A 21,738-nucleotide genomic window follows, 5' to 3' on the forward strand; every position below is an offset into this window, starting at 1 on the left:
GCTCGTCAGACCGTCGCTGGTCACGTACCCGGTCCCGTTACAGGTCGAACACGGCGTCGATCCCATGGCGTTTCCCTTCCGTGGGCCGTCCACTTCCACCCCCTGATGGCCGCGTGCGCCTCATGGGGCCGGAGTCACGAGCGCAGCCTAGGGGGCGCGCGCCCGGCCGGTCGACGGTCCACGGGAATCCTTCGGACCGCCGGGGACCCCGGCGGCCGCTCAGGCGAAGGCGTCCAGGCCGGTGAGCCGGGCCGAGAGGTCCCAGAGGCGGGCCGCCGACTCGGGGTCGGCCGCCCACGGCTTGACGCCGCCGACGAGCATGTCGTCGGTGGTGGCGGGCCCGGCGATGTCGCAGTCCTGGCAGTAGACCCCGCCGTGGTCCGCCAGGAGCGGCGAGGTGGCCGCCCAGACGGCCGTCGCCGCGCCCTGGGCGGGGGACTTGAAGCCCGCCGCCGGGGTGCCGTCCGCGTCCATCCAGCCCTGGGCGATCTGTTCGTCGCGGGGAACGTGGCGCTGGAGCGGGGTGAGGATGCTGCCGGGGTGGACGGAGTAGGCCCGCAGGCCGTCGTCGGCGCCCAGGGTGTCGAGGTGCAGGGCGAACAGCGCGTTGGCCGTCTTGGACTGGGCGTAGGCGAGCCACCGGTCGTACCCGGTGCGGAAGTGGGGGTCGTGCCAGCGGATGTCGGAGAGGAAGTGGCCGGCGGAGGCGACCGCCACGATCCGCGCCCCGGACGGGTTCAGGGCCGGACGCAGGCGGTTGACGAGAGCGTGGTGACCCAGGTGGTTGACGGCGAAGTGGAGCTCCCAGCCGGCGTCGGTGCGCGTCTCCGGGCAGGCCATGACACCGGCGTTGGCGATGAGGAGGTCGAGGGCGCGGCCGGTGGCGAGGAAGCCGTCGGCGAAGTCCCGGATGGCGGCGGGGTCGGCGAGGTCGAGCGCGTGGACGGTGACGGCGCCGTGCGGCGCGGCGGGAAGCGCCGCGCGCAGGGCCGTCTCCGCCGCGGCGGGCCGGCGGACGGCGACGAGGACGCGGGCCCCGGCCCGGGCGAGGGCCCGCGTCGCCTCCAGGCCGAGGCCCGAGGCGCCGCCGGTGACCAGGGCGGTCCGGCCGGTGAGGTCGACGCCCGCCAGGACGTCGTCGGCGGTGCCGGCGGCTCCGAAACCGGAACCGAGCGGGCGCTGCCGCCGCATGCGGTCCGCCGGCGCGTGGTGCGGTGTGTTCATGGCCGGGACGCTAGAAGCTGGAGTGCGGTCCAGGTCAAGCTAGGCTGCGGCGTCATGGACACAAGCGCGGACGACACGGGTGTGTGCGACGGCCGCTCCCCGGACGAGGGCCGCTCCATAGGCGAGACCGTACGGGCGACCGGGATGAGCGTGGACACGCTGCGGTTCTTCGAGCGCGAGGGCCTGCTGCTGCGCCCGGTCCCGCGGAACGCGGCGGGCCGGCGGGTGTACGAACGGGCGGACGTGGACTGGCTGTTGCTCGTCGCCCGGCTCCGGGCGTCGGGCATGCCGGTGGCGACCGTCGCGCGGTTCGCGGAGCTGGTGCGGTCGGGGCCCGGGAACGAGGCGCTGCGGCTGGAGCTGCTCCGCGAGCACGAACGGGCGGTGCGCGCGAGGATCGCCGCCCTCGGCGAGGACCTGGAGATCATCCGGAACAAGGTGACAATCTACGAGCGGCATGTGCGCGAGGGGACGGCCGCCGGGGTCTGGGCGCCGGTTCCTTCGGCGCCGGGCGACGCGCCATAAGCCCTGACCTCGCTGGTCCCGACCTCGGCGGTAGTTCCACGACCTCGCCACTCCCGTCGCATGAGCCCCGCCGACCTGGGTAACAGCCCGTTCACCGCGGACGGCGTGCCCCCTCATCGGCACCGCGCGGCACCCCCACAGGGAAATCGGTGAAAGGAGTGGTGACCCGTGTTGATGGCTCACCCCGCTGTCCTGGCGAATCTCGTGGAGCAGTACACGGCGCTCGACCTGCTGCACGTGGAGTCGGGTGACCCGGAGGCGCGGCAGCGGCTGGACGACGTCGCCTACCTCCTCTGCCTGGCCACGGGCACCAACGACGTGGACGCGGCGCTGATCGCCGCCCGCTACCGGCTGCCGGGCGCCCCGGGTACAGGACGATTCCCTGCTCGCCGCGGGCGAATGAACGCGGGCGGCCCCGCCCCGCCGGCCGGGCGCCGTGTGAACCTCCGGCGGAGGGGTAACCGGAGGGCTCGGAAAGCGAGTACTCGTCACGCACGAAAAACGCAGGGAGGACACACCATGGCCACGGGTGAAACCGGATTCAGCGACGTCGTCTTCGATCTCGTCTCCGTGCAGTACCACTCGCTCAAGGCGGGCCACGATTACGGGCAGTACGTCCGTGACGCCGAGAACGCCGGCAAGAAGGAGATCGCGGAGTTCTTCCGCTCGGTCATGGCCGAGGACTCGCGCCGCGCGGCCGAGTGCCACCGGTTCCTCAAGGAGCTGTCGGGGACGAAGGACGCGGGCCCGGCCGCGGGCTGAACAGCCGGGACCATAGTCGGAGGGGGCCGTTCCGTCCGGTGCGGCCCCCTCGTCCCGTCCATTCGGGGAACTCCGCGTCCGGCGACGGCCGTAAAACGTGCCGAAATGCGCGGCCGGAATTCCGGCCGGATTGCGGAAACCTCCGGCCGGGGGTTGGCTGGAAGCGGCGGTTCCGCACGCGTACGGCCGCCGGCCGGAATTCGGTTCCCGGAGCATCCGGGAGCCGGACCTGTTCGGGCGCCCTGTCCCGTCGCTTTTCCGACGCGGCGCCCGGCCGGAAACGGCGCCCGGCCGAAAACGCAGTGAAACGAGTGCGGAGGAACCGCCGTCGATATGACCGCCCCGGATGCCCTGCCCGTTCTGACGTCCCTCGACGACCTGGTCGCCATGGTCGAGCGAGGCAAGAACCTGTTCGTGCGGTGGTCGCGCGGTCCCGGGACGGATCTGGGTCCCGCCTCCAGCACCGACGACCTCACCGGCACCAGCCTGCCCGGCCTGTCCGTCAACGCCCTCGACGTCGAACCGTGGTGGGACGACCGCCCGCTGCGGCTCTGGGTCGCCCGGCGCCTCTACGACTACTGCCACCTGCGCCGCGACAAGGGCCCCGGGGTGCGGCCCTGGGTGCTCGAGGGCCGGGAGATCGGCCGGGGGCCCGACAACGAGCCGCTGGTCCGGGACGCACGGCCGCTCGCCTGGATCGGTACGGAAGTGATCGACGAGGCGGAGCGCGAGGTCGTCCGCCAGCGCGGCCCCTGGGGCCCGCTCCGCCGGTCGGCCGACGGCGAACCGGCGGGCTGAGCGCGGCGGCGCGCGGAGGGTGAAGCACGGCCGGGGGGCGCGGAAGGCCGAGGCAAGCGGAAGGCCAAGGCAAGCGGAAGGCCGAGGCAAGGGGCGCGGGGAGAACCCCGCGCCCCTTTCGCACACCCTTCTCCCGCCCCTCCCGCCCGTCCTCACGCCGCCAGCAGTTCCCGCATCACCGCCGCCGACCGCACCGCCGCGTCGCCGCAGCAGTTGTTGAACAGCACATGGACCTGCTCGGCCTCCCCGGCCAGCCGCCGGATCCGGTCGCGCCAGGGCGCCAGTTCCTCGGCGGTGTAGGAATGCCGGTACGCGTCCTCCTTCCCGCCGGTGCGCCACGCGGCCGACCGCCCGTGGAAGCGGACCACCGCCAGCTCGGGCCGGGTGACGGCGGCCACCGGCGGCACGGCGTCGGGCACGTCCTGGGCGGTGTCCACGGCCACCAGCGACATCCCGTGCGCCCGCAGCACATCCAGGGTGCGCTCCCGCTCCCCCGGGGCCAGCCAGCCCGGGTGCCGGAACTCGACGGCCAGCGGCAACCGGCCCGCGCGCCGCCGGCACTCGGCCAGGAACGCGTGCCCCCGCTCCCCCGCCCGCACCCACGGCGGAAACTGCAGCAGCACCGCCCCAAGCCTCCCCGCGTCCCACAGCGGGCGCAGCGCGCCGGTGAAGCGCTGCCACAGTTCGTCCACCACGCCGCGCGGGAGCCGGGCGGGGGTCAGCCGGCGCTGCGGGGGGCCGGGCGGCCGGAGGTCGGGCGGCAGCGCGCCGGCGCGGGCGGAGTGGCCGGTCAGGGTGGCGAACGCCTTGACGTCGAAGACGAAGCCGGGCGGGGTGCGGTCCGCCCAGAGCGTGCAGTTGCGGGTGCTGGGCAGCCCGTAGTACGTCGCGTCGACCTCCACGACGGGGAACCGGGCGGCGTAGTGCCGCAGCCGCTCCTCGGGGTCGTCGCGCGCGGCCGGCGGGTACCAGCCGCTGGCCCGCAGGGCGGGGTCGGTCCAGGAGCAGGTGCCGACGAGGTACTTTTCCATGTGCCGGCGGTTACCCCGTCACGGCGCCGGTCCGCACGCTTCGTCCGCACGCCTCGTCCGCGCCTCCACCGGTGCGGTTGAACTCCCCCCGGCCGGTTATCCGTTGGGGCGTGACGGCGACGGAGAAGAGCACGGCGGGGGCCGGTCCGGACCCCCAGGTCGAGCGGCGGGCCCCGGACGAGCCGACGCGACTGCGCGCCCGCTCGTGGAGGTCGGTGCTGCGGCGGACGGCGACGGAGTTCGTGGACGACGAACTGGCGGACCGCGCGGCCGGGTTGACGTACTACACGATGCTGTCCCTCTTCCCGGCGCTGCTGGTGCTGGTGTCGCTGCTGGGCGTCGCCGGGAAGTCGGCGGCGGAGAAGCTGCTGGCGAACCTGGAGCATCTGACGCCCGGTCCGGTGCAGGACATCCTCACCGGCGCGGTGCGCCAGGCGAGCGCGAGCGGCGGCACCGGTTCCGTACTGGCGGTGACGGGCCTGCTGGGCGCGCTGTGGTCCGCCTCCGGCTATGTGGCGGCGTTCATCCGCGCCTCCAACGCCGTCTACGACATCAAGGAGGGGCGGCCGGTGTGGAAGCTGACACCGCTGCGCCTCGTGGTGACCCTGGTGCTGATGCTGCTGGCGACGGCGAGCGCGCTGATCGTGGTGTTCACCGGCGGCATCGCCCGGCAGGCGGGCACCGCCCTGGGCGTCGGCGACGAGGCGCTGGCGGTGTGGTCGGTGGTCAAGTGGCCGGTGCTCGTGCTGCTGGTGACGGTCATGATCGCGCTGCTGTACTGGGCGGCGCCGAACGTGCGCGGGCGCGGCTTCCGCTGGGTGACGCCGGGGAGTCTGGTGGCCCTGGCGCTGTGGATGGCGGTCTCGGCGGGCTTCGCGCTGTACGTGGCGAACTTCGGCACCTACAACAAGGTGTACGGGACCTTCGCCGGTCTCATCGTCTTCCTGATGTGGCTGTGGTTCACCAATCTCGCGATCCTGCTGGGCCTGGAGTTCGACGCCGAGCTGAGCCGGGAGCGGGCGATCCTCGGCGGCCACCCGGAGGACGAGGAGCCGTACGTGCCGCCCCGGGACACCCGCGCCTGGCCGCCGGGCGACGACGGCGCGGCGTAGGAGGCGCGGGAGGGGCCTCCGCCCGGGAGAACGCCCGGGGGCGCGAGGCTCGGCCTCGCGCCCCCGACCGCTGTCTACCAGCTCCAGTAGCCGTGCGAGATCCAGCCGGACACGCCCGTGGTCACGTCGTAGACCTTGTCCCACTGACCGTCGCCCGAGACGTCGCGGTGCGCGAGGCGGTGGTCGCTGTAGCACAGGCCGACGACCGAGGCCGACGTGCTCGCGGCGGCGCGGATGCGCACGCCCTCGCCCGTGCAGTGGCCGTAGACGTCGTCGGCGTGGGCCGGCGCCGCCAGCGCGGCGCCGCCGAGCGTGGCGGCGGCCAGCAGGCCCGCCATCGCGGCGGCACGCTTGCCCGCGGTCTTCCCCCGGTTTTCGGATGTCACTTGTCGCTCCTTGCTTTCGGTTTCACACCGGTCACCGCTGGTCGCGGGGCCGGCGAGGAGGAACGTATCAGCAGATGATCTTGAAAACGGGCCCTGAAGCCGTTTCAAGACATGTTCATGATTAAACAGTGACAGTGCCGCGCCGCCGCCCGGCGCGCATGCCCGGCGGCCGGCCGGGCACCCGGTACTCGGGCCGGACGACCACGGCCGTACACGGACGATCGAGCGGAGGACCGCGCATGACCGACAAGGACGCCCCGGAGCACCAGGCCGGAAAGCCCCGCACCGCCGCCGAGGAGGCGGTCGAGGAGCTCGTGGAGCTCACGGAACGCCCCGACCGGCGGCACGAGCGGGACGCGGCCGACGCCATGACGCCCAACCCGGGCGCCCAGGAGTCCGTCCAGCGCGAGCGGCGCGGCGGCGCGCGTCCCGCCCGCGACCGGGGCTGAGGAGCGGGTCGGGAGGCCACCGGGAGCGGGGCCCGGCACGGCACGCCGGCCGGGCGCGCCCCGGGCCCGGCCGCCCGCCCCGGGAAGTCATGGAACCCAGGGAACCCGCACGGCCCCGAGGAGCGCCGGGCAGCCGCACGGAGGAGACTGGAGGTGACGTCGCTGCGGGGCCGCGCGGGAGGAAGGAGCGCAGCATGTCCGACGACGCGATGGGTGACGAGGTCTATCAGCCGGTGCGTTCCGACACCCGGGACAACCCCGACGACCTGGACCTGGAGAACGCGCTCGACGGCGACGGCCTGGACGAGGTGCTCGACGAGGGCTGGTCGCCGCCGGAGAAGCCGCTGGCCGTGACCCACCACGGCACCACGGCCCGTGAGCAGCGCGAACGGGAGACGCTGGACCAGCGGCTCGCCGAGGAGGTGCCCGAGCCGGCCGTCCCCGACGGCGACGGCATCGGGGACGCGCCGCGCGACGGGGAGCCGATCGACGAGGAGGCCGGCGACGAGCGCGCGGGCCGCCTGACCGGCACGTGGGACCTGATGCCGCCCCGAGTGAACGACATCTACGCGCGGGACGTCGGCGTCAACGGCGGGGCCGCCTCCGCCGAGGAGGCGGCGATGCACGTGGTGCCCGAGGAACCCGTCGTCCCGCCGGAGGAGTTCGAGGGCTGATCCGAGGAGGACACGTCCGGCGGGACGACGGTCAGACGCGGCGCCAGGAGTCGTCCTCCAGGTGCGAGCCGGCCTGGGGTCCCATCCGCAGCATCCCGCCGTCCACGCTCCACGACGCGCCGGTGACGTAGGACGCCTCGCTCCCGCAGAGGAAGGCGATCACCGCGGCCACCTCCCGGGCGTCCCCGGGCCGTCCCGCCGGTACGCCGGGGCGGCGCACCCGGTGCACGTCGACGTCTTCCTGGCCGGTCATGGGGGTGGCGATCTCGCCGGGCGCGACGGCGTTGACGGTGATGCCGTGTTCGGCGAGTTCCAGGGCCATGACCTGGGTGAGCAGACCGAGGCCGCCCTTGGCCGCGCAGTAGGGGGCGGCGCCGACGCGCGGCTGGTGCTCGTGGACGCTGGTCACGTTGACGATCCGGCCGCCGTCGCCCTGCCGGATCATCCGCCGTGCGGCGCGCTGGCCGCACAGGAACGGCCCGACGAGGTCGACGTCGAGCACGCGGCGCACGGTCTCCAGGTCGAGGTCGAGGTAGGGCGCGGCGGTACCGGTGCCGGCGTTGTTGACGAGGACGTCGATCCGGCCCAGTTCGTCGGCCAGCGCGTCGACGGCGTCGGCGGCCTCGGGCAGCAGGGTCAGGTCCATCCTGGCCAGGGCGGCGCGCCGCCCGTGGGCGCGGACCTCCTCGGCGGTGCCTTCGGCGCCCTCCCGGTCGCTGTGCCAGGTGATGCCGACGTCGAGGCCCTGCCGGGCCAGGTGGACGGCCGTGGCGCGGCCGATGCCGGAGTCGGCACCGGTGACGACCGCGACGCGGGGGCCGGCCGGGTGGCTGCTCATCCGCGGACTCCTCTCGTACGGGCGGTTTCCGTGCGGGCCGCCGGCCGTGGCCGGGGCCCCGCGGGTGGGTACCCGGCCGGCGGGGCCGCACACGGGCCCCGGAAGGACACCGCGCGCCGCCGGGCCGGGCCCGGGCCCCGAGGGGCGGCGGGCCGGCCGCGGCGGCGCGCGGTGTCGTTCCGGGGCCATCCCCGGAGGAGTCGTCCGGCGGGCTATTTCTTCTTGGTGACGGCCTCGGTCACGGCCGCCGGCGAGTCGTACTCCTTCTTGGGCATCGAGCTGAGCGCGTCCAGCGTGGTCTTGTCCGCGCCCTTCTTCTTGGCGTGTTCGACGAGGGTTTCCTTGTCGGCGGGGTAGTGCATGCCGCCGAGGCTCTTCTGGAGCTCAATGGGGTTCGGCTTCGCTGTCATGAGCTCCGGGTACCCGTGCGACGCCAGGGGATGAGCGGGCGCCCGGGATTCACCCGGACGGCCGTGCTCCCGGAACCCCGCTGCGCCGTCCTCCGGCCCTCCGCATAAGGTGGCGATCATGGAAACGGAAGATCGGAATCCGCATTCCCGGCCCGGCCCGTGGGAGCGCTTCCGGCGGTCCCCCTTCCTGCCGGCCACCGTGCTCGTCCTGATCATCTCGGCGGCGGCCGGCCTGTTCGCCGGTTCGTACACCTACGCCATGGCCAACCCCACCCCGCACCGCATCCCCACCGCCGTCACCGGGGTACCCACCTCGGACGTCAAACGGGTGGAGTTCGTCCAGGGCATGGAGCACGCCCTCGACGCGTCCCTCGAACTGCACCACTACGACACCTACGCCCAGGCCCGGCAGGCGGTCGAGGAGCAGAAGGTGTACGCGATCCTGCGGGCCCGGCCGCACGGCGCGGCGCTGGACGTCTCGGGCGCCTCGGGCGCCACCGTCGCCCAGTTGCTGAGCGAGACCGCGCCGAAGGTGGGGGACGCGATCGGGGTGCGGGTCGCCGTCACCGACATCAACCCGCTGCAGGAGGGCGACCCGCGCGGGCTGGCCCTCTTCTACATCTCGCTCGCGGCGGTGATCCTCGGCTTCGTCGGCGCCATCCAGCTCAGCGTCCACGCCCGCTCCCTCAACCCGGCCGAGCGCGTCGCCTTCACCGTCGCCTACTCCGTGCTCGGCAGCTTCGCCATCGCCGCGATCGTGGACTGGGGGCTGGGCGCGCTGCGGCTGCCCTTCGGGGAGTCGTGGTTCATCCTCGGCCTCACCATGTTCACCAGCGGCATGTTCTTCACCATGTGCAACACCCTGTTCGGCCGGTGGGCGATGCTGCCGACGTGGGGCCTGATGGTGCTGCTGGGCAACCCCTCCTCCGGCGGCGCCGTCTCCTGGCCGCTCCTGCCCTCCCCCCTCGCCGCGATCGGCCGCTGGCTGCCGCCCGGGGCCTCCGTCAACGCCCAGCACACGGCCGTGTACTTCCGCGGCCACCAGCAGCTCTTCCCGTTCGCCGTGCTGGCGGTCTGGGCCGCGGTGTCCACGGCGGTCTTCTGGGTCTGGCGCCACCGCCACCCGGGCGGCCGGGAACTGGGCGACCGGCTCGTGGAGGAGCCCCCGCGGCCGGAGCCCGGGGCGGCGCCGTCGGCCTGACCGGCCGTACGCGCCCCCGTCACGGCGGGAAGCGCGTCCGGTGCGCCCCCGGCGTATGGCCGAAGGCGCGGCGGAAGACGTCGATGAAGGCGCTGCTCGACGCCCAGCCGCAGCGCCGGGCCACGGTGGAGACCGAGGCGCCCTCGGCCAGCAGGCGCAGCGCGTGGTGCAGCCGGACCTGGGTGCGCCACTGCGGGAAGCTCATGCCGAGTTCGGCGCGGAAGAGCCGGGTGAGGGTCCGTTCGCCGGCCCCGAACGCCGCGCCGAGCTGGGCGAGGGTGCGGTGGTCGGCGGGGTCGTCGCGGAGGACGGCGCAGACCGCGGCCAGCCGGGGGTCCCGGGGCGCGGGGACGTGCAGGGGCTGTTCGTCGGAGCGGCGGAGCCGGTCGAGGAGGACGGCGCGCAGGCGGAGCCGCTCCGCCGTGGGGTCGGCGGGCTGCTCGGTGTAGGCCAGGATCAGTTCCCGCAGCAGCGGGCCGACGCCGATGACGGCCGGCCGGTCGAGCGCGAGCGGGTTGTCCTCCAGCGGCAGCCCCACCAGGTGGATCTCGGTGTCGCCGTACGCCCGGTGCTCGTGGACGGTGCCGGCGGGGATCCAGATCGCGCGGTTGCCGGGCGCGATCCAGCTGCCCGCGTCCGTCGTGACGGACAGGACGCCGCGGCCCGCGTAGACGATCTGGTGCTCGTCGTGCCGGTGGGCGTCGACCTCCGTCCCCGCGGGCAGCGGTCGGTGGCCGGTGGTCGCGCGCGGCGCGTGCCGGACCGGGCCCCCGCGCGCGCCCTCCTCCCCCGGCGGTCTTGTCGTCGTCACCCCGGCCTCCCTTCTGGTCCAGACCTATTGACGCGTATGGCGGTCGCCCCTACTTTCCCTGACACCCCACTCCCACCCCCCACTCAGGGAGCGAACGTGACCTCTCGGACCCTTGGGACGGTACGCCTCTCCGCCACCGTCCTGGCCTTGGCCTGCGCCCTGCAACTGCCCGCCGCCGCGTCCCCGTCCGGCACCTCGGACGAGACCTGCGCCGTCAAGCCCAAACCCGCCGGGAAGGTCCTCCAGGGCTACTGGGAGAACTGGGACGGCGCGGCCAACGGCGTCCACCCGCCGCTCGGCTGGATCCCGGTGACCGACGACCGCGTCCGCGGCCACGGCTACAACGTGGTGAACGCGGCGTTCCCGGTGATCCTCTCCGACGGCACGGCGCTGTGGGAGGACGGCATGGACGCCACCGTGAAGGTCCCGACCCCGGCGGAGATGTGCCGGGCGAAGGCGGCCGGGGCGACGGTGCTGCTGTCCATCGGCGGCGCGGCGGCCGGCATCGACCTCAACTCGCCGTCCGTGGCGGACCGGTTCGTGGACACGGTGGTGCCGATCCTGAAGAAGTACAACTTCGACGGCATCGACATCGACATCGAGACGGGCCTCACCGGCAGCGGCGACATCACCCGCCCGTCCGCCTCGCAGGCCAACCTCATGCGGATCATCGACGGCGTACTGGCCCGGATGCCCGACGGGTTCGGGCTGACGATGGCGCCCGAGACGGCGTACGTGACCGGCGGCAGCGTGACGTACGGGTCCATCTGGGGCGCCTACCTGCCGATCGTGAAGAAGTACGCCGACAACGGCCGGCTGTGGTGGCTCAATATGCAGTACTACAACGGCAACATGTACGGCTGCTCCGGTGACTCCTACTCCGCCGGGACGGTCCAGGGGTTCACCGCGCAGACCGACTGCCTCGACCGGGGCCTGGTCGTCCAGGGCACCACCATCAAGGTGCCCTACGACAAACAGGTCCCCGGCCTCCCGGCCCAACCGGGCGCCGGGGGCGGGTACATGGCGCCCGGCCAGGTGGCGCAGGCGTGGCGCGCCTACAACGGCCGGCTCAAGGGGTTGATGACCTGGTCGGTCAACTGGGACGGGTCGAAGGGGTGGACGTTCGGCGACAACGTCAAGGCCCTGCAAGGCCGGTGAGGCCGAGATGAGGCCGACCGCGAGGGCGGCCGTGTACGCATGAGCCCCAAAAGACACGGAAATCGACGATCCGGGTAGCCATGTTTCATGGCCGACAGTGATGCCGCGGCACCTTGTATTGCTCGGCGCCGCCACGTGATCTCGATCCGGCGGACGTGTCGGCGATTTCACGAGTCGAGGGGATTCGCGATCGCGCGCCGCGGCAACGACCATTCCTTCCGCGCCTGCGTCGGATGAAAGCCGGATGAAAAAGAACAGCGGCGCCCCCCCTACGGCGTGCAGTGCGCCAACAAGTGGTGTTAACAGGCCCCTTGTCCGGCGGGCACGGCGGTTGATTTCGGTGGACCCGCCGATATAGGGCGGTTGACCTCGAGGGGAACATCCCGGCGAAAGAGATCCGCCGGGATGCCTTCCTTACGCCGGGGCGGACCCAACTCCCCTCTTGCATAAGGGGTTTACTGCTGTCTTAAATGAGCGCCATCACTCGGCGGCGGCGCCCTCGCGGCCCGTACGCCGTCGCACCGACGCCAGGGGGAGGCGCGAATACGGTGCATCACGCGTCATCACTCCCTTCCGTCGCGTGCTCACTGCGAGGAAAGACGGAAGATTTGACATCGTTCAGACCGGCTCGGGCCGGGATCGCGGGGCTTGCCGCCGCCGCCGTCCTGGCCGGGCTGATACAGAGCGGTGCGGCGCTCGCCGCACCGGACACCCCGCCGGCCGATACGAAACCGGCCGGCGCGCCGACGGGTTCGGGGGCGGTCGCCGACCCCGACCGCCATCTCGGGAAGGACTGGAAGACCTCGAAGGACCAGGCCGTCACCGCCGCCGCCGACTCGGCCGGCCTGCGCGTCCTCGTCGCGGAGTCTGGCCGGGCCTACGCGTGGCGGACGGCCGCCGTCCTCAACGAGCCGGGCATGCCCGCCGACACGTGGATCGGCAACCAGTGCGTCATGGACGACTCCCACGTCGCCGCCGTGTACGCCCCGCGCGCGTTCACCAACAAGCCCGACCTGATGCAGGGCGGCGCTTTCACGGCGATCGTGAACACCACGACGGGCGCGGTGACGAAGCTGCCGTTCACGGCGACGCTCGCCTACTTCGACCCGACCTGCAACACCAGCACTCACACCGCCGCCTTCACCCAGTACCGCGACATGAACGACGCGTCGCGGACGAAGACACGCGTGATCACCGTCGACACGTCCGGCAGGACGGTCCTGAAGACGGGTGAGCTGCGCGGGCAGGTGTCGTCGGCCGCCCCGCTGAAGGACGGCGTCGTCGCCGGTCTCGGCAGCGATCTCGTCCGGATCGACGGCCGGGGGAAGACCGGGCGGCTCGCCAAGGCCGACAGTATCCCCTTCGACATCCGCCCCCTGGCCGACGGCCGGATCGGCTTCATGGACCGCAAGGGCACCCAGACGGCACAGGTGAAGGTGTACGGCGGCCACGGCGCACCGCGCACGGTGGCCACCGGTCCGCTCGGCGACCTCGACCTGGCCCAGGGCGCGCAGGGCCGTGCCTTCCTCACCGGCAGTACCAAGGACGCGAAGGTGGAGGGGAGCGGGATCACCAGGATCGACGCGCCCGCCGACACCGACGTCTCCTCGCTCGGCCGCCTCGCCGTCGACCCGGTGCTCACCCCCGGCGTCCGCGCCGGACTGACCCGCATCAAGGGCGGCGGCAAGGGCTTCGACAAGGCGGACGAGCCCGAGGCGGGTGTGCGCTCCCGTTCCGGCAAGGCCCCCGGTGTGGCGGACGCCACCACCACGCTGACCGTCACCTCGACCGCCACGCCCACGGGCGACAAGGTCGAGCAGCGGGTGGCCTCCGCACGGCCGCGTCCGAAGGACGTCCTCTCCCCCGCGCTGACCGGCGGCACCCGGCCGCGTACGCGGACCGGCGGACCCGCCGTGCGGGCGCCCGACCCCGCGCCCGTCTCGCACGATCCGACCGACACCGACCGCTGGTGCTCGGTCTCCCGCAACGACATGGGCGTCCAGGCGCTGCAGCCGACGCCGAACCAGGTCGAGTGGGCGGCGGACATGGCCGTCCGCGGCGAGCTGCGCGGCAAGTGGCTCCGCCAGGGCGGCTACCGTGACCAGGCCGGGCTGGGGTCGATCGACCCGCAGGGGCTGTTCCCCCTTCCGTCGCTCACCGGCGGCGGCCGGATCCCGGTCAACGTCCTCCTCGGCGTCCTGGCCCAGGAGTCCAACCTGTGGCAGGCCGAATCCGGCGCGATCCCCGGGCAGATGGGCAACCCGCTGGCCGCGGTGGACGGCTACTACGGCCACAGCACCAAGGACACCCTGCTCGGCTACTGGCGCATCAACTGGGAGAAGTCCGACTGCGGTTACGGCGTGGGCCAGGTCACCGACGGCATGCGCATGAAGGGGCACGAGAAGACGGACAAGGACACCGGCCGGCAGACCGAGACGAGCCTCGACCCCAAGCTGCAGAAGATCATCGCGATCGACTACGCCGCCAACGTCGCCGCCTCCATGAAGATCCTCGCCGACAAGTGGAACGAGGTCCACAAGGACGGCCAGAAGATCACGGTCAACAACGACGACCCGTCCCGGGTGGAGAACTGGTTCACCGCGGTCTGGAACTACAACCTCGGCTTCAACCCCCCGTCGGAGGCGGGCAAGAACGGCGGGCGCTGGGGCCTGGGCTGGTACAACAACCCCGCCAACCCCCTCTACAAAAAGGGTGCCTGGGACCACCCCTTCATGGACACCTCCCTCGACCCCAAGAACATCACCGACGCGGCGCGCCCGCAGAACTGGCCGTACGAGGAGAAGGTGATGGGCTGGGCCGCCTGGTCCATCGACACCGGCTTCTCCTACGACTCCGACGGCAAGCAGGGCTGGAAGGGCGAGTCCGGCTACGCCACGGCGGGTTTCCAGCCGGCCTGGTGGCTCAGCGCCCAGAGCCGTTCCCGCATCAGCCCCCCGCTGGACACCTTCTGCAACAAGAACAACAACTGCAACCCCGGGAACCCGATCGACTGCCCGGACGAGGCGTGCTACCGGCAGTTCTGGTGGAACCAGGCGAACGCCACCTGGAAGTCCGACTGCAAGGACTCGTGCGGCAACGAGAAGATCAAGTACGTCACCCTGCGCGACGAGCCCGGCCGCGGGTACCGGCTGAAGAACGGTGAGCCGGTGTGCGGCGGGGCCCCGAGCGGCTCCGACGTCGTCGCCTCGATCCCGGCCGGCACGGAGACGTGGTCGAGCTGCGGGAAGGCGGCGTCGACGGGCACCTTCGAGTTCACCTTCCACCCCGACCTGGACAAGCACTACGAGGCGAAGGCCGATCTGCACTCGATCGGCGGCGGCCACGGCGGTCACTTCTGGTACACCCACACCCGCGACGACGACCACCTCGGCGGCGACGGCAACCGGATGGCCGTCGAGGGCGAGTGGACGGCGGGCACGACGTACGACATCGCCGCCGTCTACGCGTACGTCCCCGACACCGGGGCCCAGACACGGCGGGCCACGTACGTCGTCAGCGGCGCCGTCGGCGGTCCTTACGAGCGGGTCGTGGACCAGAACGCCAACAACGGCAAGTGGGTGCCGCTGGGCGCCTACAAGTTCACCTCCACGCCCAAGGTGAAGCTGACGAACTACGCGAAGGGCGGCACCGCCGACGAGGACGTCGCCTGGAACTCGGTGGCCTTCAAGCCGATCAAGGGCACGTTCGTCCGCCGCTCCCTGACCGCCGCCGCGGTCTTCGACCCGAACCAGGAGCTGAACTCCAACTCGCCGGTGACGGAACTGGAGACGCCCGTGCGGTCGATGAAGTCGCTCTACGACTGGGGCCTGGGCCTCGCCGAGCGGGGCCCGCTGTGGGACAACAACGGCAACGGCGTCGAGGCGTTCGGCCTCACCTACGAGGCGCGCTGTCCCGCGGCCAAGGCCGTGGGCGAGTGCACGGGCCAGAAGACCTACGACGAGGCCGCGCAGTGGGCGAAGGACATCAAGGCGGGCGGCTGGAAGCCGAACGCCGACGGGTCCGTCCCCGCCATGTCGATCCCGAGGTGGATGGCCATGGCGAACCCCGAGCGTCCCGACGCCTCCAAGCCCGCCTCCGAGATGTTCAAGGACCCGAACAGCTACAAGATCAAGTCCGATGTCAGCGTGACCTTCGTGGTCGGCGAGGACGGGAAGATCGTCGACGGCAGCGTGGGATCGGACTACCGGAACCGCGTCGGCAACGCCCACCTGCCCTACTTCGTCACGAAGATCATGAAGGCGATCGAGGCGGACTACGGCATCCTCGCCCCGGACATCGACTACACCACGCAGGACGCGCTGGAGTACGGCAACGTCCAGAGCTCGCACCCCTACACGGACGGGGACACCCCGGGACAGGCGTACTTCCCGCACTTCCGCGCCGCGCGGCTCGACGACGCCCGGCAGTGCGTGGACTTCCGGGCGGTCGGCGGCGGTGTGCACGGCTACCGCGCGATGATCGGCCACAAGTCGATCAACGACAACGTCAAGAAGTGGGTCGACGAGGTCAACGAGAACACGGAGACCAACCACGCGGTGCGGCGGTTCGCCGGGGACGTCTACTCGATGTTCTTCAAGAACAGCGGCTCGTGGAACAAGAACATGTGGGGCTCCATGATCGGCAACGCCCCGCCGATCTGGCAGGACGTCGCGGCGGCCTTCTGCGCCGACGGGTCCGTCAAGCCGACGCACTACCAGAAGAACGACGACGCCAACCCGCCGAACGGCATCGTCTTCCAGTCCTACATGCCCGACCTCTACCTGTACGTCGACGACCGCATGACGGACAACCTCGGACGCCCGTCCGACCGGCGGATCAGCGTCGGCGACTGGAAGAACTTCTCCAACCTCCCCATCACGCCCAACGGCCATGCCTACGCCTCGTGCGGTGTGGCGACCCGGGGCAGCGGGGGCAACCCGTGGGCCGTGGACGCCCCGGTCCCGATCTTCGGTGACGGGCCCGGGAACCGGCCCGACAAGGTGGCCCACTGCGACGAGCCGGAGCAGCAGTTCACGGTCAACCTCACCCGGTGACGGGGAGAGCCGCACGGTGAGGTGACACCGCGCCGAGGGGAGGGAGCCGGGCCTCAGGGACCGGCCTCCCTCCCCTCTTCGCACGTCGGGCCCCGACGTCGCGCGCCTACAGGGACGTCGGCGCCCCGCCCTCCGGGAGGTCCGCCGTCAGCGGGGCGCGGTCGCGCCACATCGCCACCATCGGCTCCAGCATCGGCCCCAGTTCGGGCATCCGCGGGGCGACGCTGAGCGCCGACACCGTCTGGAGCAGCCGCGCCCCCTCCATGACGTGCAGCAGGGCGCGGTCGACGGTGCCGCCCGCGCGTTCGTACGCCTCGACGCCGAGGAGGCCGACGAGGGTGAGGTCCCACTCGACGGGGCCGCGCGTCGCGTCCTCGAAGTCGCTGAAGCGGTGGCCCTCGGCGGTCCGCAGGACGTTGTAGGCCGGGGAGTCACCGTGCAGGGCCTGGAGGCGGGCGCCCGGGAAGCGGGCGGGCAGGTCCCGGACCAGCGCCTCCAGGGCGGCGTACTCGGCCTCGGCGCGGTCGAGGTCGGCCGTCGTGAGCGTCTGCGGCTCCTTGCGCAGGGCCTCCAGCGCCGAGCCGATCGCCGGGACGAGCGGGGCGAGGACGGGCAGCTCGCCGGGGTAGTCGGCGAGCTGCCGGTGCAACTCCGCGGCCCAGCCCGTCTGTTCGGCGAAGCGCCGCTGCATCGCCTCGGCGTCGTCCTGCGGGAGGTCGGCGAGGCGGTCGGTCTCGGTGACGAACTCCCAGAAGGTGAGCGACGTCCCGTCGATCTCCACGGGCTCGCGGGGCACCAGCGGGCTGGGGCCGACGACGGGGACGCCCCGGTCGGCCAGCCAGCCGGTGACGTCCAGTTCGCGCCGCTGCTTGGCCACCAGCTCGTCGTACGGCATGAGGGCAAGGGACGGGACGCGCACCACGACCGGGTCCGGCGCCAGGTGCACCAGGACGTTGAAGACATCGTGCAGGACGCGGGGTTCGTCGGCGCGCAGGCCGAGCCGGCGGCCGGCCCGGGTCGCGAGGTCCACGGCGCGCCGGGCGCGGTCGCTGAGGGTGGTGTCGGGGGTATGCGGGTTCACCATGAAGATGATCTTGCCTGGTGGACGGCCCGGCTGTCGACGCGTTTCCCGGGTCGTTCCGCGGTTCAGGCGGTCGCGGCCCGTCGCCGGTACGCCAGCACGAGGTGTGCGCCCATGCCCAGGACCAGTCCCCAGAAGGCGGATCCGATGCCGAAGAGGGTGACGCCGGAGGCCGTGGCCAGGAAGGTGACGAGGGCCGCCTCGCGGTCCTCGGCGTCCTGGACGGCTCCGGTCAGTCCGCCGGACAGGGCCCCGAGGAGGGCGACACCCGCGACCGCGGCGACCAGTTCCTTGGGCAGTCCGGCGAAGAACACCACGAGCGTCGCCCCGAAGACGCCGATGAGCAGGTAGAACACCCCGCAGGCGACGCCAGCGACATAGCGCCGGCGCGGGTCCCGGTGGGCTTCGGGGCCGGTGCAGATGGCGGCGGTGATGGCCGCGAGGTTGACGGCGTGCGAGCCGAAGGGGGCGAGCAGGGTGGAGACGGCACCGGTGGTGCCGATCAGCAGGCGGTCGTCGGGCCGGTAGCCGGACGCGGTGAGGACGGCCATGCCGGGGGCGTTCTGCGAGGCCAGCGTCGCGATGGCGAGGGGGACGGCGACGCCGATGAGGGACGCGGCGGAGAAGTGCGGCGCGGTCAGCACCGGCCGGGCGAACTCGATCCCGTCCAGGTGCACATCGAGGCGGGAGTCGGCGGCGGCGCAGACCACGCCGACCGCCAGGGCCGCCAGGACGGCGTACCGCGGCAGCCACCGCTTGGCGAGGAGATAGGCGAGCAGGACGGAGCCGGCGACGAGCGGCGCGGTCTTCAGCGAGGTGAACACGCCGACCCCAAAGGGGAAGAGGATGCCGGCGAGCATGGCCGAGACGACGGCGGCCGGCACCCGGCGTATGAGCCGGCCGAACACGCCGGTCAGCCCGGCGACGGTGATGGCCACTCCGGTGACCAGGAACGCCCCGATGGCTTCCGGGTAGGAGTACGCGCCCAGTCCGGTCACCAGGAGCGCCGCGCCGGGCGTGGACCAGGCGGTGATCACGGGCATCCGGGTCCACAGGCTCAGCCCGAGGCAGGTGAGGCCGCTGCCGAGGGAGATCGCCCAGACCCAGGAGCCGGTCTGCGCGGTGTCCAGGTGCCCGGCCCGCGCGGCGGTGAGGACGATGGCGAGCGGGCCGGAGTACGACACCACGACGGCCACCAGGCCGGCGAGTACGGCGGAGAGGGAGGCGTCGCGCAAGAGGCGCGGGCGGTCGGGGGGCGCCGCCCCGGACGTGTCGTCGGATCCTGTGACGAGACCGGTGGCGGGATCGGTGGAGCTGCTGGTGCCCGAGGTCATGGGGGGTCCTCTCCTGTCGCGGGCCCCTGACGGTATAGCGCCGGTGATCAGGCTTCCACCCGGTTCAAAGCGGGGGCGCCGACGGGGACTTCGCCCGCGCCCGGCCCGGCGGCCGGCCCGGACCCCACCCCCACCCACCTCCAACATCGACTTAGGTTAGGCTGACCTAACCAACAGTCGGCGACAGGAAAGGTGCCACCGTGACGACGGCGTTCCCCCACGAGGTCCGCCCTCCGGCCCTCGCGCCCCTCGGCGAACGGGACCCCGGACGCGTCCGCGCGGCCCGGCCGGCCGACGCCGCCGCGCTCTACGCGCTCTCCGAGCCGTTCATGCGCTCGGGCGCGCTCCGCCGGCGGTCCCGGCGGCTCTACGAGCTGACGGCGGACCAGTTCCTGGTGGCGGAGGACGCGGACGGGACGCCCGAGGGCTGTGTGGCCCTGCGCACCTACCCGGACGAGCCGGCCGCCGTCCTGCACAACTTCTGCGTCCGGGCCGACCGGCAGCGCCGCGGCGTCGGCTCGCGGCTGCTGGCCGCCCTGCTGTCCGAGGCCGCCGCCCGCCCGGCGAGCGGGGTCTTCGCGGCCACGACCGGCGGCGGGCGGTCGTTCCTCCGCGCCGGGTTCCGGGAGACCGACGCCTCGGCGGCGCCCCGCCCCTGGGCCGCCGCGCTGGATCCGGCGCGCGGTTCGCGGATCTTCGTACGGGACCTGCCCTTCCTGGAGGACGAGCCCTTCCCGCCGAACCGGCCGGAGTACGCGGACGACAGGGCGTAGGGACGCCCGGCGGCCCCGACCGCGTACGCTGCGCACGCGGTGACGTCGGGAAGCCGCCCGATGGGGAGCCGGAGGGGAGGGGAAGGAAGGGGTGGACGTCCGGCAACTGGAGTACTTCCTGGCGGTCGTCGACCGTGGCGGGTTCGGCCGGGCCGCCTCGGCGCTCTACGTGTCGCAGCCGTCGCTGTCGCAGGCCGTGCGGGCGCTCGAACGCGATGTGGGCGCGGAGCTGTTCCACCGGATCGGCCGCCGAGTGGTGCTGACGGAGGCGGGCAGGGCGCTGATCGACCCGGCCCGCGCCGCGGTGCGGAGCCTGGAGGCGGCGCGCGCGAGTGTGGCGTCCGTGCGCGAACTCCGCTCGGGGCGGCTGGACATCGCGGCGATGCCGTCCCAGGCGATCGAGCCGCTCACCACGCTGATGCGTTCCTACGCCGAGCGGTACCCCGGCGTGGTGGTGACGGTCGGCGCGGCCTTCACCGCCCGCGACGTCGTCGAGGCCGTGCGGACGGGGGCCGTGGAACTGGGCCTGCTCGCGACGGCCGGTGCCGTGCCGGACGCGGAGGTCCGCTCGCGCGTGCTGGGCGAGCAGCGCTTCGTGCTGCTGGCCCCGCCCGGAGGGCCCTTCGCCGGCCGGGACCGGGTGCGGTGCGAGGAGCTGGCGGGTCGGCGGCTGATCGTGGGACGTCCGGGGACGGGGATGCGGGCGTACGTCGACTCCCTGCGGGACCGGGGCGTCGACTTCACCGTGACGGCCGAGACCGAGCACCGGGTGGCCCTGCTGCCGCTGGTGCTGGCCGGGGTCGGGCTCGCGGTCGTGACCGAGGCGTGGCGGGACGTCGCCCGGCGGACGGGCGCCGAGGTCCTGGACATCGAACCCGCGGCCGCGCTGCGGGTCTTCCTCGTGAGCCGGCGAGGAGTCCTCTCCCCCGCCGCCGCGGCGTTCTGGTCGGCGGCCACGCCCACTCCGACCGACGGATAGGCGTTCCTTATCAGGCGCATCCGGTCTGCGTCTTGGACGCCGCCCGGAGCCCGTTGCTGGAATCGACGGCATGACGACCCACCGCATCGGCCTGATCCCCGGGGACGGCATCGGCCCCGAAGTGCTGTCCCCCGCACGCCTGGTCCTCGACGCCGTCGCCCGCCGCCACGGCCTCACCCTCACCTACACGTCGTACGACGACTGGTCCTGCGAGCGGTACCCGCGCGAGGGCGCGATGATGCCCGACGACGGCATCGACCGGCTCCGCGACCGGGACGCGATCCTGCTGGGCGCCGTCGGACACCCCGGGGTGCCCGACCACGTCTCGCTGTGGGGCCTGCTCATCCCCATCCGGCGCGCCTTCCGGCAGTACGTGAACCTGCGGCCCGTCCGCGTCTTCGAGGGCGTCGACGGCCCGGTGCGCGGCGCGCGTCCCGGCGAGGTGGACCTCGTCGTCGTGCGGGAGAACACGGAAGGCGAGTACAGCGAGATCGGCGGCCTGTTCAACCGGGGTCTCCCCGAGGAGACGGCCGTCCAGGAGGCCGTGTTCACCCGGGCCGGTGTCACCCGCGTGCTGGACTACGCCTTCGCGCTCGCCGCCCGCCGCGGCGGGCGGCTGACCTCCGCGACCAAGTCGAACGGCATCGTGCACACCATGCCGTTCTGGGACCGGATCGTCGCCGAGCGGGCCGCCGCGTTCCCGGACGTCCCGTGGGAGCGGGAGCACATCGACGCGCTCGCGGCCAAGTTCGTCCTCGACCCCGGCCGGTTCGACGTCGTGGTCGCCTCCAACCTCTTCGGCGACATCCTCAGCGACCTCGCGGCGGCGGTCGCCGGGTCCATCGGCATCGCTCCGGCGGCCAACCTCAATCCCGAGCGGGAGTTCCCCTCGATGTTCGAGCCGGTGCACGGCTCGGCGCCCGACATCGCCGGGCGGGGCGTCGCCAACCCGCTGGGCGCGATCCGGTCGGCCGCCATGATGCTCGATCACCTCGGCCACCCGGCCGCGGCCCGGGACGTCACGGACGCCGTCGTCTCGCTCCTGGCCGGGACCGACGTCCGCACCCCCGACCTGGGCGGCACCGCGACCACCGCCGAGTTCACGGACAGGCTGCTCGCCTTCCTCTGACGGCCGGTA

Annotated in this window: 20 protein-coding genes and 1 pseudogene; 13 read left to right on the plus strand and 8 right to left on the minus strand. The window is 73.0% G+C overall.

Going from position 1 to position 21,738, the window contains the following annotated elements; genetic code table 11:
• Positions 1-219: 219 nt before the first annotated feature.
• Positions 220-1,224, minus strand: a complete 1,005-nt coding sequence (locus tag J7W19_RS01160; RefSeq protein WP_233478046.1) for an oxidoreductase — start codon at positions 1,222-1,224, stop codon at positions 220-222.
• 54 nt (positions 1,225-1,278) lie between these two features.
• Between J7W19_RS01160 and J7W19_RS01165 the strand changes: the two genes are divergently transcribed.
• The 4 genes and pseudogenes from J7W19_RS01165 (at position 1,279) to J7W19_RS01180 (ending at position 3,309) form a co-directional block, all read left to right on the plus strand.
• The gene (locus J7W19_RS01165) at positions 1,279-1,749 is read left to right on the plus strand and encodes a MerR family transcriptional regulator (protein ID WP_051072599.1); all 471 of its coding nucleotides are present in this window, start codon (positions 1,279-1,281) and stop codon (positions 1,747-1,749) included.
• A 168-nt stretch (positions 1,750-1,917) separates the two neighbouring features.
• Positions 1,918-2,152 (plus strand): annotated as a pseudogene (locus tag J7W19_RS01170) (DUF5133 domain-containing protein).
• 116 nt (positions 2,153-2,268) lie between these two features.
• A complete protein-coding gene (locus J7W19_RS01175; RefSeq protein WP_004944942.1) occupies positions 2,269-2,511 on the plus strand; it encodes a hypothetical protein in 243 nt (80 codons plus the stop codon).
• A 333-nt stretch (positions 2,512-2,844) separates the two neighbouring features.
• Positions 2,845-3,309, plus strand: a complete 465-nt coding sequence (locus J7W19_RS01180) for a DUF6098 family protein (protein WP_004944945.1) — start codon at positions 2,845-2,847, stop codon at positions 3,307-3,309.
• 152 nt (positions 3,310-3,461) lie between these two features.
• On the opposite strand, the gene J7W19_RS01185 is transcribed toward J7W19_RS01180, so the two are convergent.
• The gene (locus J7W19_RS01185) at positions 3,462-4,340 is read right to left on the minus strand and encodes a DUF72 domain-containing protein (protein ID WP_004944948.1); all 879 of its coding nucleotides are present in this window, start codon (positions 4,338-4,340) and stop codon (positions 3,462-3,464) included.
• A gap of 110 nt (positions 4,341-4,450) precedes the next feature.
• Between J7W19_RS01185 and J7W19_RS01190 the strand changes: the two genes are divergently transcribed.
• Positions 4,451-5,452 (plus strand): YihY/virulence factor BrkB family protein, encoded by a 1,002-nt coding sequence (locus J7W19_RS01190; protein WP_004944951.1) that lies wholly within the window; start codon positions 4,451-4,453, stop codon positions 5,450-5,452.
• A gap of 74 nt (positions 5,453-5,526) precedes the next feature.
• Here J7W19_RS01190 and J7W19_RS01195 read toward each other — a convergent pair whose 3' ends face one another.
• Entirely contained in the window at positions 5,527-5,838 is a 312-nt protein-coding gene (locus J7W19_RS01195; protein ID WP_004944954.1) for an SH3 domain-containing protein, read from the minus strand.
• Between the two features lie 239 nt (positions 5,839-6,077).
• Here J7W19_RS01195 and J7W19_RS01200 point away from each other — a divergent pair, with 239 nt between their 5' ends.
• Complete coding sequence (locus tag J7W19_RS01200; protein ID WP_004944959.1) at positions 6,078-6,287, plus strand: hypothetical protein; 210 nt, start codon at positions 6,078-6,080, stop codon at positions 6,285-6,287.
• Positions 6,288-6,481: 194 nt separating this feature from the next.
• A complete protein-coding gene (locus J7W19_RS01205) occupies positions 6,482-6,961 on the plus strand; it encodes a DUF5709 domain-containing protein (protein ID WP_004944963.1) in 480 nt (159 codons plus the stop codon).
• 31 nt (positions 6,962-6,992) lie between these two features.
• Here the strand turns inward: J7W19_RS01205 and J7W19_RS01210 are convergent, their stop codons facing one another.
• Both J7W19_RS01210 and J7W19_RS01215 read right to left on the minus strand, forming a co-directional pair.
• On the minus strand, positions 6,993-7,799 hold the full coding sequence (locus J7W19_RS01210) for an SDR family oxidoreductase (protein WP_004944966.1): 807 nt from the start codon (positions 7,797-7,799) through the stop codon (positions 6,993-6,995).
• Positions 7,800-8,011: 212 nt separating this feature from the next.
• Positions 8,012-8,209 (minus strand): DUF2795 domain-containing protein, encoded by a 198-nt coding sequence (locus J7W19_RS01215; RefSeq protein ID WP_040889810.1) that lies wholly within the window; start codon positions 8,207-8,209, stop codon positions 8,012-8,014.
• Between the two features lie 118 nt (positions 8,210-8,327).
• Between J7W19_RS01215 and J7W19_RS01220 the strand changes: the two genes are divergently transcribed.
• Complete coding sequence (locus J7W19_RS01220) at positions 8,328-9,410, plus strand: hypothetical protein (protein ID WP_004944971.1); 1,083 nt, start codon at positions 8,328-8,330, stop codon at positions 9,408-9,410.
• A gap of 19 nt (positions 9,411-9,429) precedes the next feature.
• Here J7W19_RS01220 and J7W19_RS01225 read toward each other — a convergent pair whose 3' ends face one another.
• Positions 9,430-10,221, minus strand: coding sequence for an AraC family transcriptional regulator (locus J7W19_RS01225; protein ID WP_004944975.1), 792 nt, complete (start codon positions 10,219-10,221; stop codon positions 9,430-9,432).
• Positions 10,222-10,317: 96 nt separating this feature from the next.
• Here J7W19_RS01225 and J7W19_RS01230 point away from each other — a divergent pair, with 96 nt between their 5' ends.
• Together J7W19_RS01230 and J7W19_RS01235 are read left to right on the plus strand one after the other, a co-directional pair.
• Positions 10,318-11,379, plus strand: a complete 1,062-nt coding sequence (locus tag J7W19_RS01230; RefSeq protein WP_004944977.1) for a chitinase — start codon at positions 10,318-10,320, stop codon at positions 11,377-11,379.
• A 608-nt stretch (positions 11,380-11,987) separates the two neighbouring features.
• The gene (locus J7W19_RS01235) at positions 11,988-16,433 is read left to right on the plus strand and encodes a carbohydrate-binding protein (RefSeq protein WP_004944980.1); all 4,446 of its coding nucleotides are present in this window, start codon (positions 11,988-11,990) and stop codon (positions 16,431-16,433) included.
• Between the two features lie 106 nt (positions 16,434-16,539).
• Here J7W19_RS01235 and J7W19_RS01240 read toward each other — a convergent pair whose 3' ends face one another.
• Both J7W19_RS01240 and J7W19_RS01245 read right to left on the minus strand, forming a co-directional pair.
• The gene (locus J7W19_RS01240; protein ID WP_004944983.1) at positions 16,540-17,517 is read right to left on the minus strand and encodes an aminoglycoside phosphotransferase family protein; all 978 of its coding nucleotides are present in this window, start codon (positions 17,515-17,517) and stop codon (positions 16,540-16,542) included.
• Between the two features lie 62 nt (positions 17,518-17,579).
• Entirely contained in the window at positions 17,580-18,848 is a 1,269-nt protein-coding gene (locus J7W19_RS01245; RefSeq protein WP_004944987.1) for a benzoate/H(+) symporter BenE family transporter, read from the minus strand.
• Positions 18,849-19,048: 200 nt separating this feature from the next.
• Here J7W19_RS01245 and J7W19_RS01250 point away from each other — a divergent pair, with 200 nt between their 5' ends.
• The 3 genes from J7W19_RS01250 (at position 19,049) to J7W19_RS01260 (ending at position 21,729) form a co-directional block, all read left to right on the plus strand.
• Entirely contained in the window at positions 19,049-19,621 is a 573-nt protein-coding gene (locus tag J7W19_RS01250; RefSeq protein ID WP_004944989.1) for a GNAT family N-acetyltransferase, read from the plus strand.
• Between the two features lie 91 nt (positions 19,622-19,712).
• Positions 19,713-20,600, plus strand: a complete 888-nt coding sequence (locus J7W19_RS01255; protein WP_004944992.1) for a LysR family transcriptional regulator — start codon at positions 19,713-19,715, stop codon at positions 20,598-20,600.
• 70 nt (positions 20,601-20,670) lie between these two features.
• Positions 20,671-21,729, plus strand: coding sequence for a tartrate dehydrogenase (locus tag J7W19_RS01260; protein WP_004944997.1), 1,059 nt, complete (start codon positions 20,671-20,673; stop codon positions 21,727-21,729).
• Positions 21,730-21,738: the final 9 nt, after the last annotated feature.

This window comes from Streptomyces mobaraensis NBRC 13819 = DSM 40847, assembly GCF_017916255.1.
GTDB lineage: Bacteria > Actinomycetota > Actinomycetes > Streptomycetales > Streptomycetaceae > Streptomyces > Streptomyces mobaraensis.

Bases quoted from the DNA above. Each gene is read 5' to 3' on its own strand.
- J7W19_RS01160 (WP_233478046.1), bottom strand. From the start codon at position 1,224: ATGAACACACCGCACCACGCGCCGGCGGACCGCATGCGGCGGCAGCGC.
- J7W19_RS01165 (WP_051072599.1), top strand. From the start codon at position 1,279: ATGGACACAAGCGCGGACGACACGGGTGTGTGCGACGGCCGCTCCCCG.
- J7W19_RS01175 (WP_004944942.1), top strand. From the start codon at position 2,269: ATGGCCACGGGTGAAACCGGATTCAGCGACGTCGTCTTCGATCTCGTC.
- J7W19_RS01180 (WP_004944945.1), top strand. From the start codon at position 2,845: ATGACCGCCCCGGATGCCCTGCCCGTTCTGACGTCCCTCGACGACCTG.
- J7W19_RS01185 (WP_004944948.1), bottom strand. From the start codon at position 4,340: ATGGAAAAGTACCTCGTCGGCACCTGCTCCTGGACCGACCCCGCCCTG.
- J7W19_RS01200 (WP_004944959.1), top strand. From the start codon at position 6,078: ATGACCGACAAGGACGCCCCGGAGCACCAGGCCGGAAAGCCCCGCACC.
- J7W19_RS01205 (WP_004944963.1), top strand. From the start codon at position 6,482: ATGTCCGACGACGCGATGGGTGACGAGGTCTATCAGCCGGTGCGTTCC.
- J7W19_RS01210 (WP_004944966.1), bottom strand. From the start codon at position 7,799: ATGAGCAGCCACCCGGCCGGCCCCCGCGTCGCGGTCGTCACCGGTGCC.
- J7W19_RS01215 (WP_040889810.1), bottom strand. From the start codon at position 8,209: ATGACAGCGAAGCCGAACCCCATTGAGCTCCAGAAGAGCCTCGGCGGC.
- J7W19_RS01220 (WP_004944971.1), top strand. From the start codon at position 8,328: ATGGAAACGGAAGATCGGAATCCGCATTCCCGGCCCGGCCCGTGGGAG.
- J7W19_RS01240 (WP_004944983.1), bottom strand. From the start codon at position 17,517: ATGGTGAACCCGCATACCCCCGACACCACCCTCAGCGACCGCGCCCGG.
- J7W19_RS01245 (WP_004944987.1), bottom strand. From the start codon at position 18,848: ATGACCTCGGGCACCAGCAGCTCCACCGATCCCGCCACCGGTCTCGTC.
- J7W19_RS01260 (WP_004944997.1), top strand. From the start codon at position 20,671: ATGACGACCCACCGCATCGGCCTGATCCCCGGGGACGGCATCGGCCCC.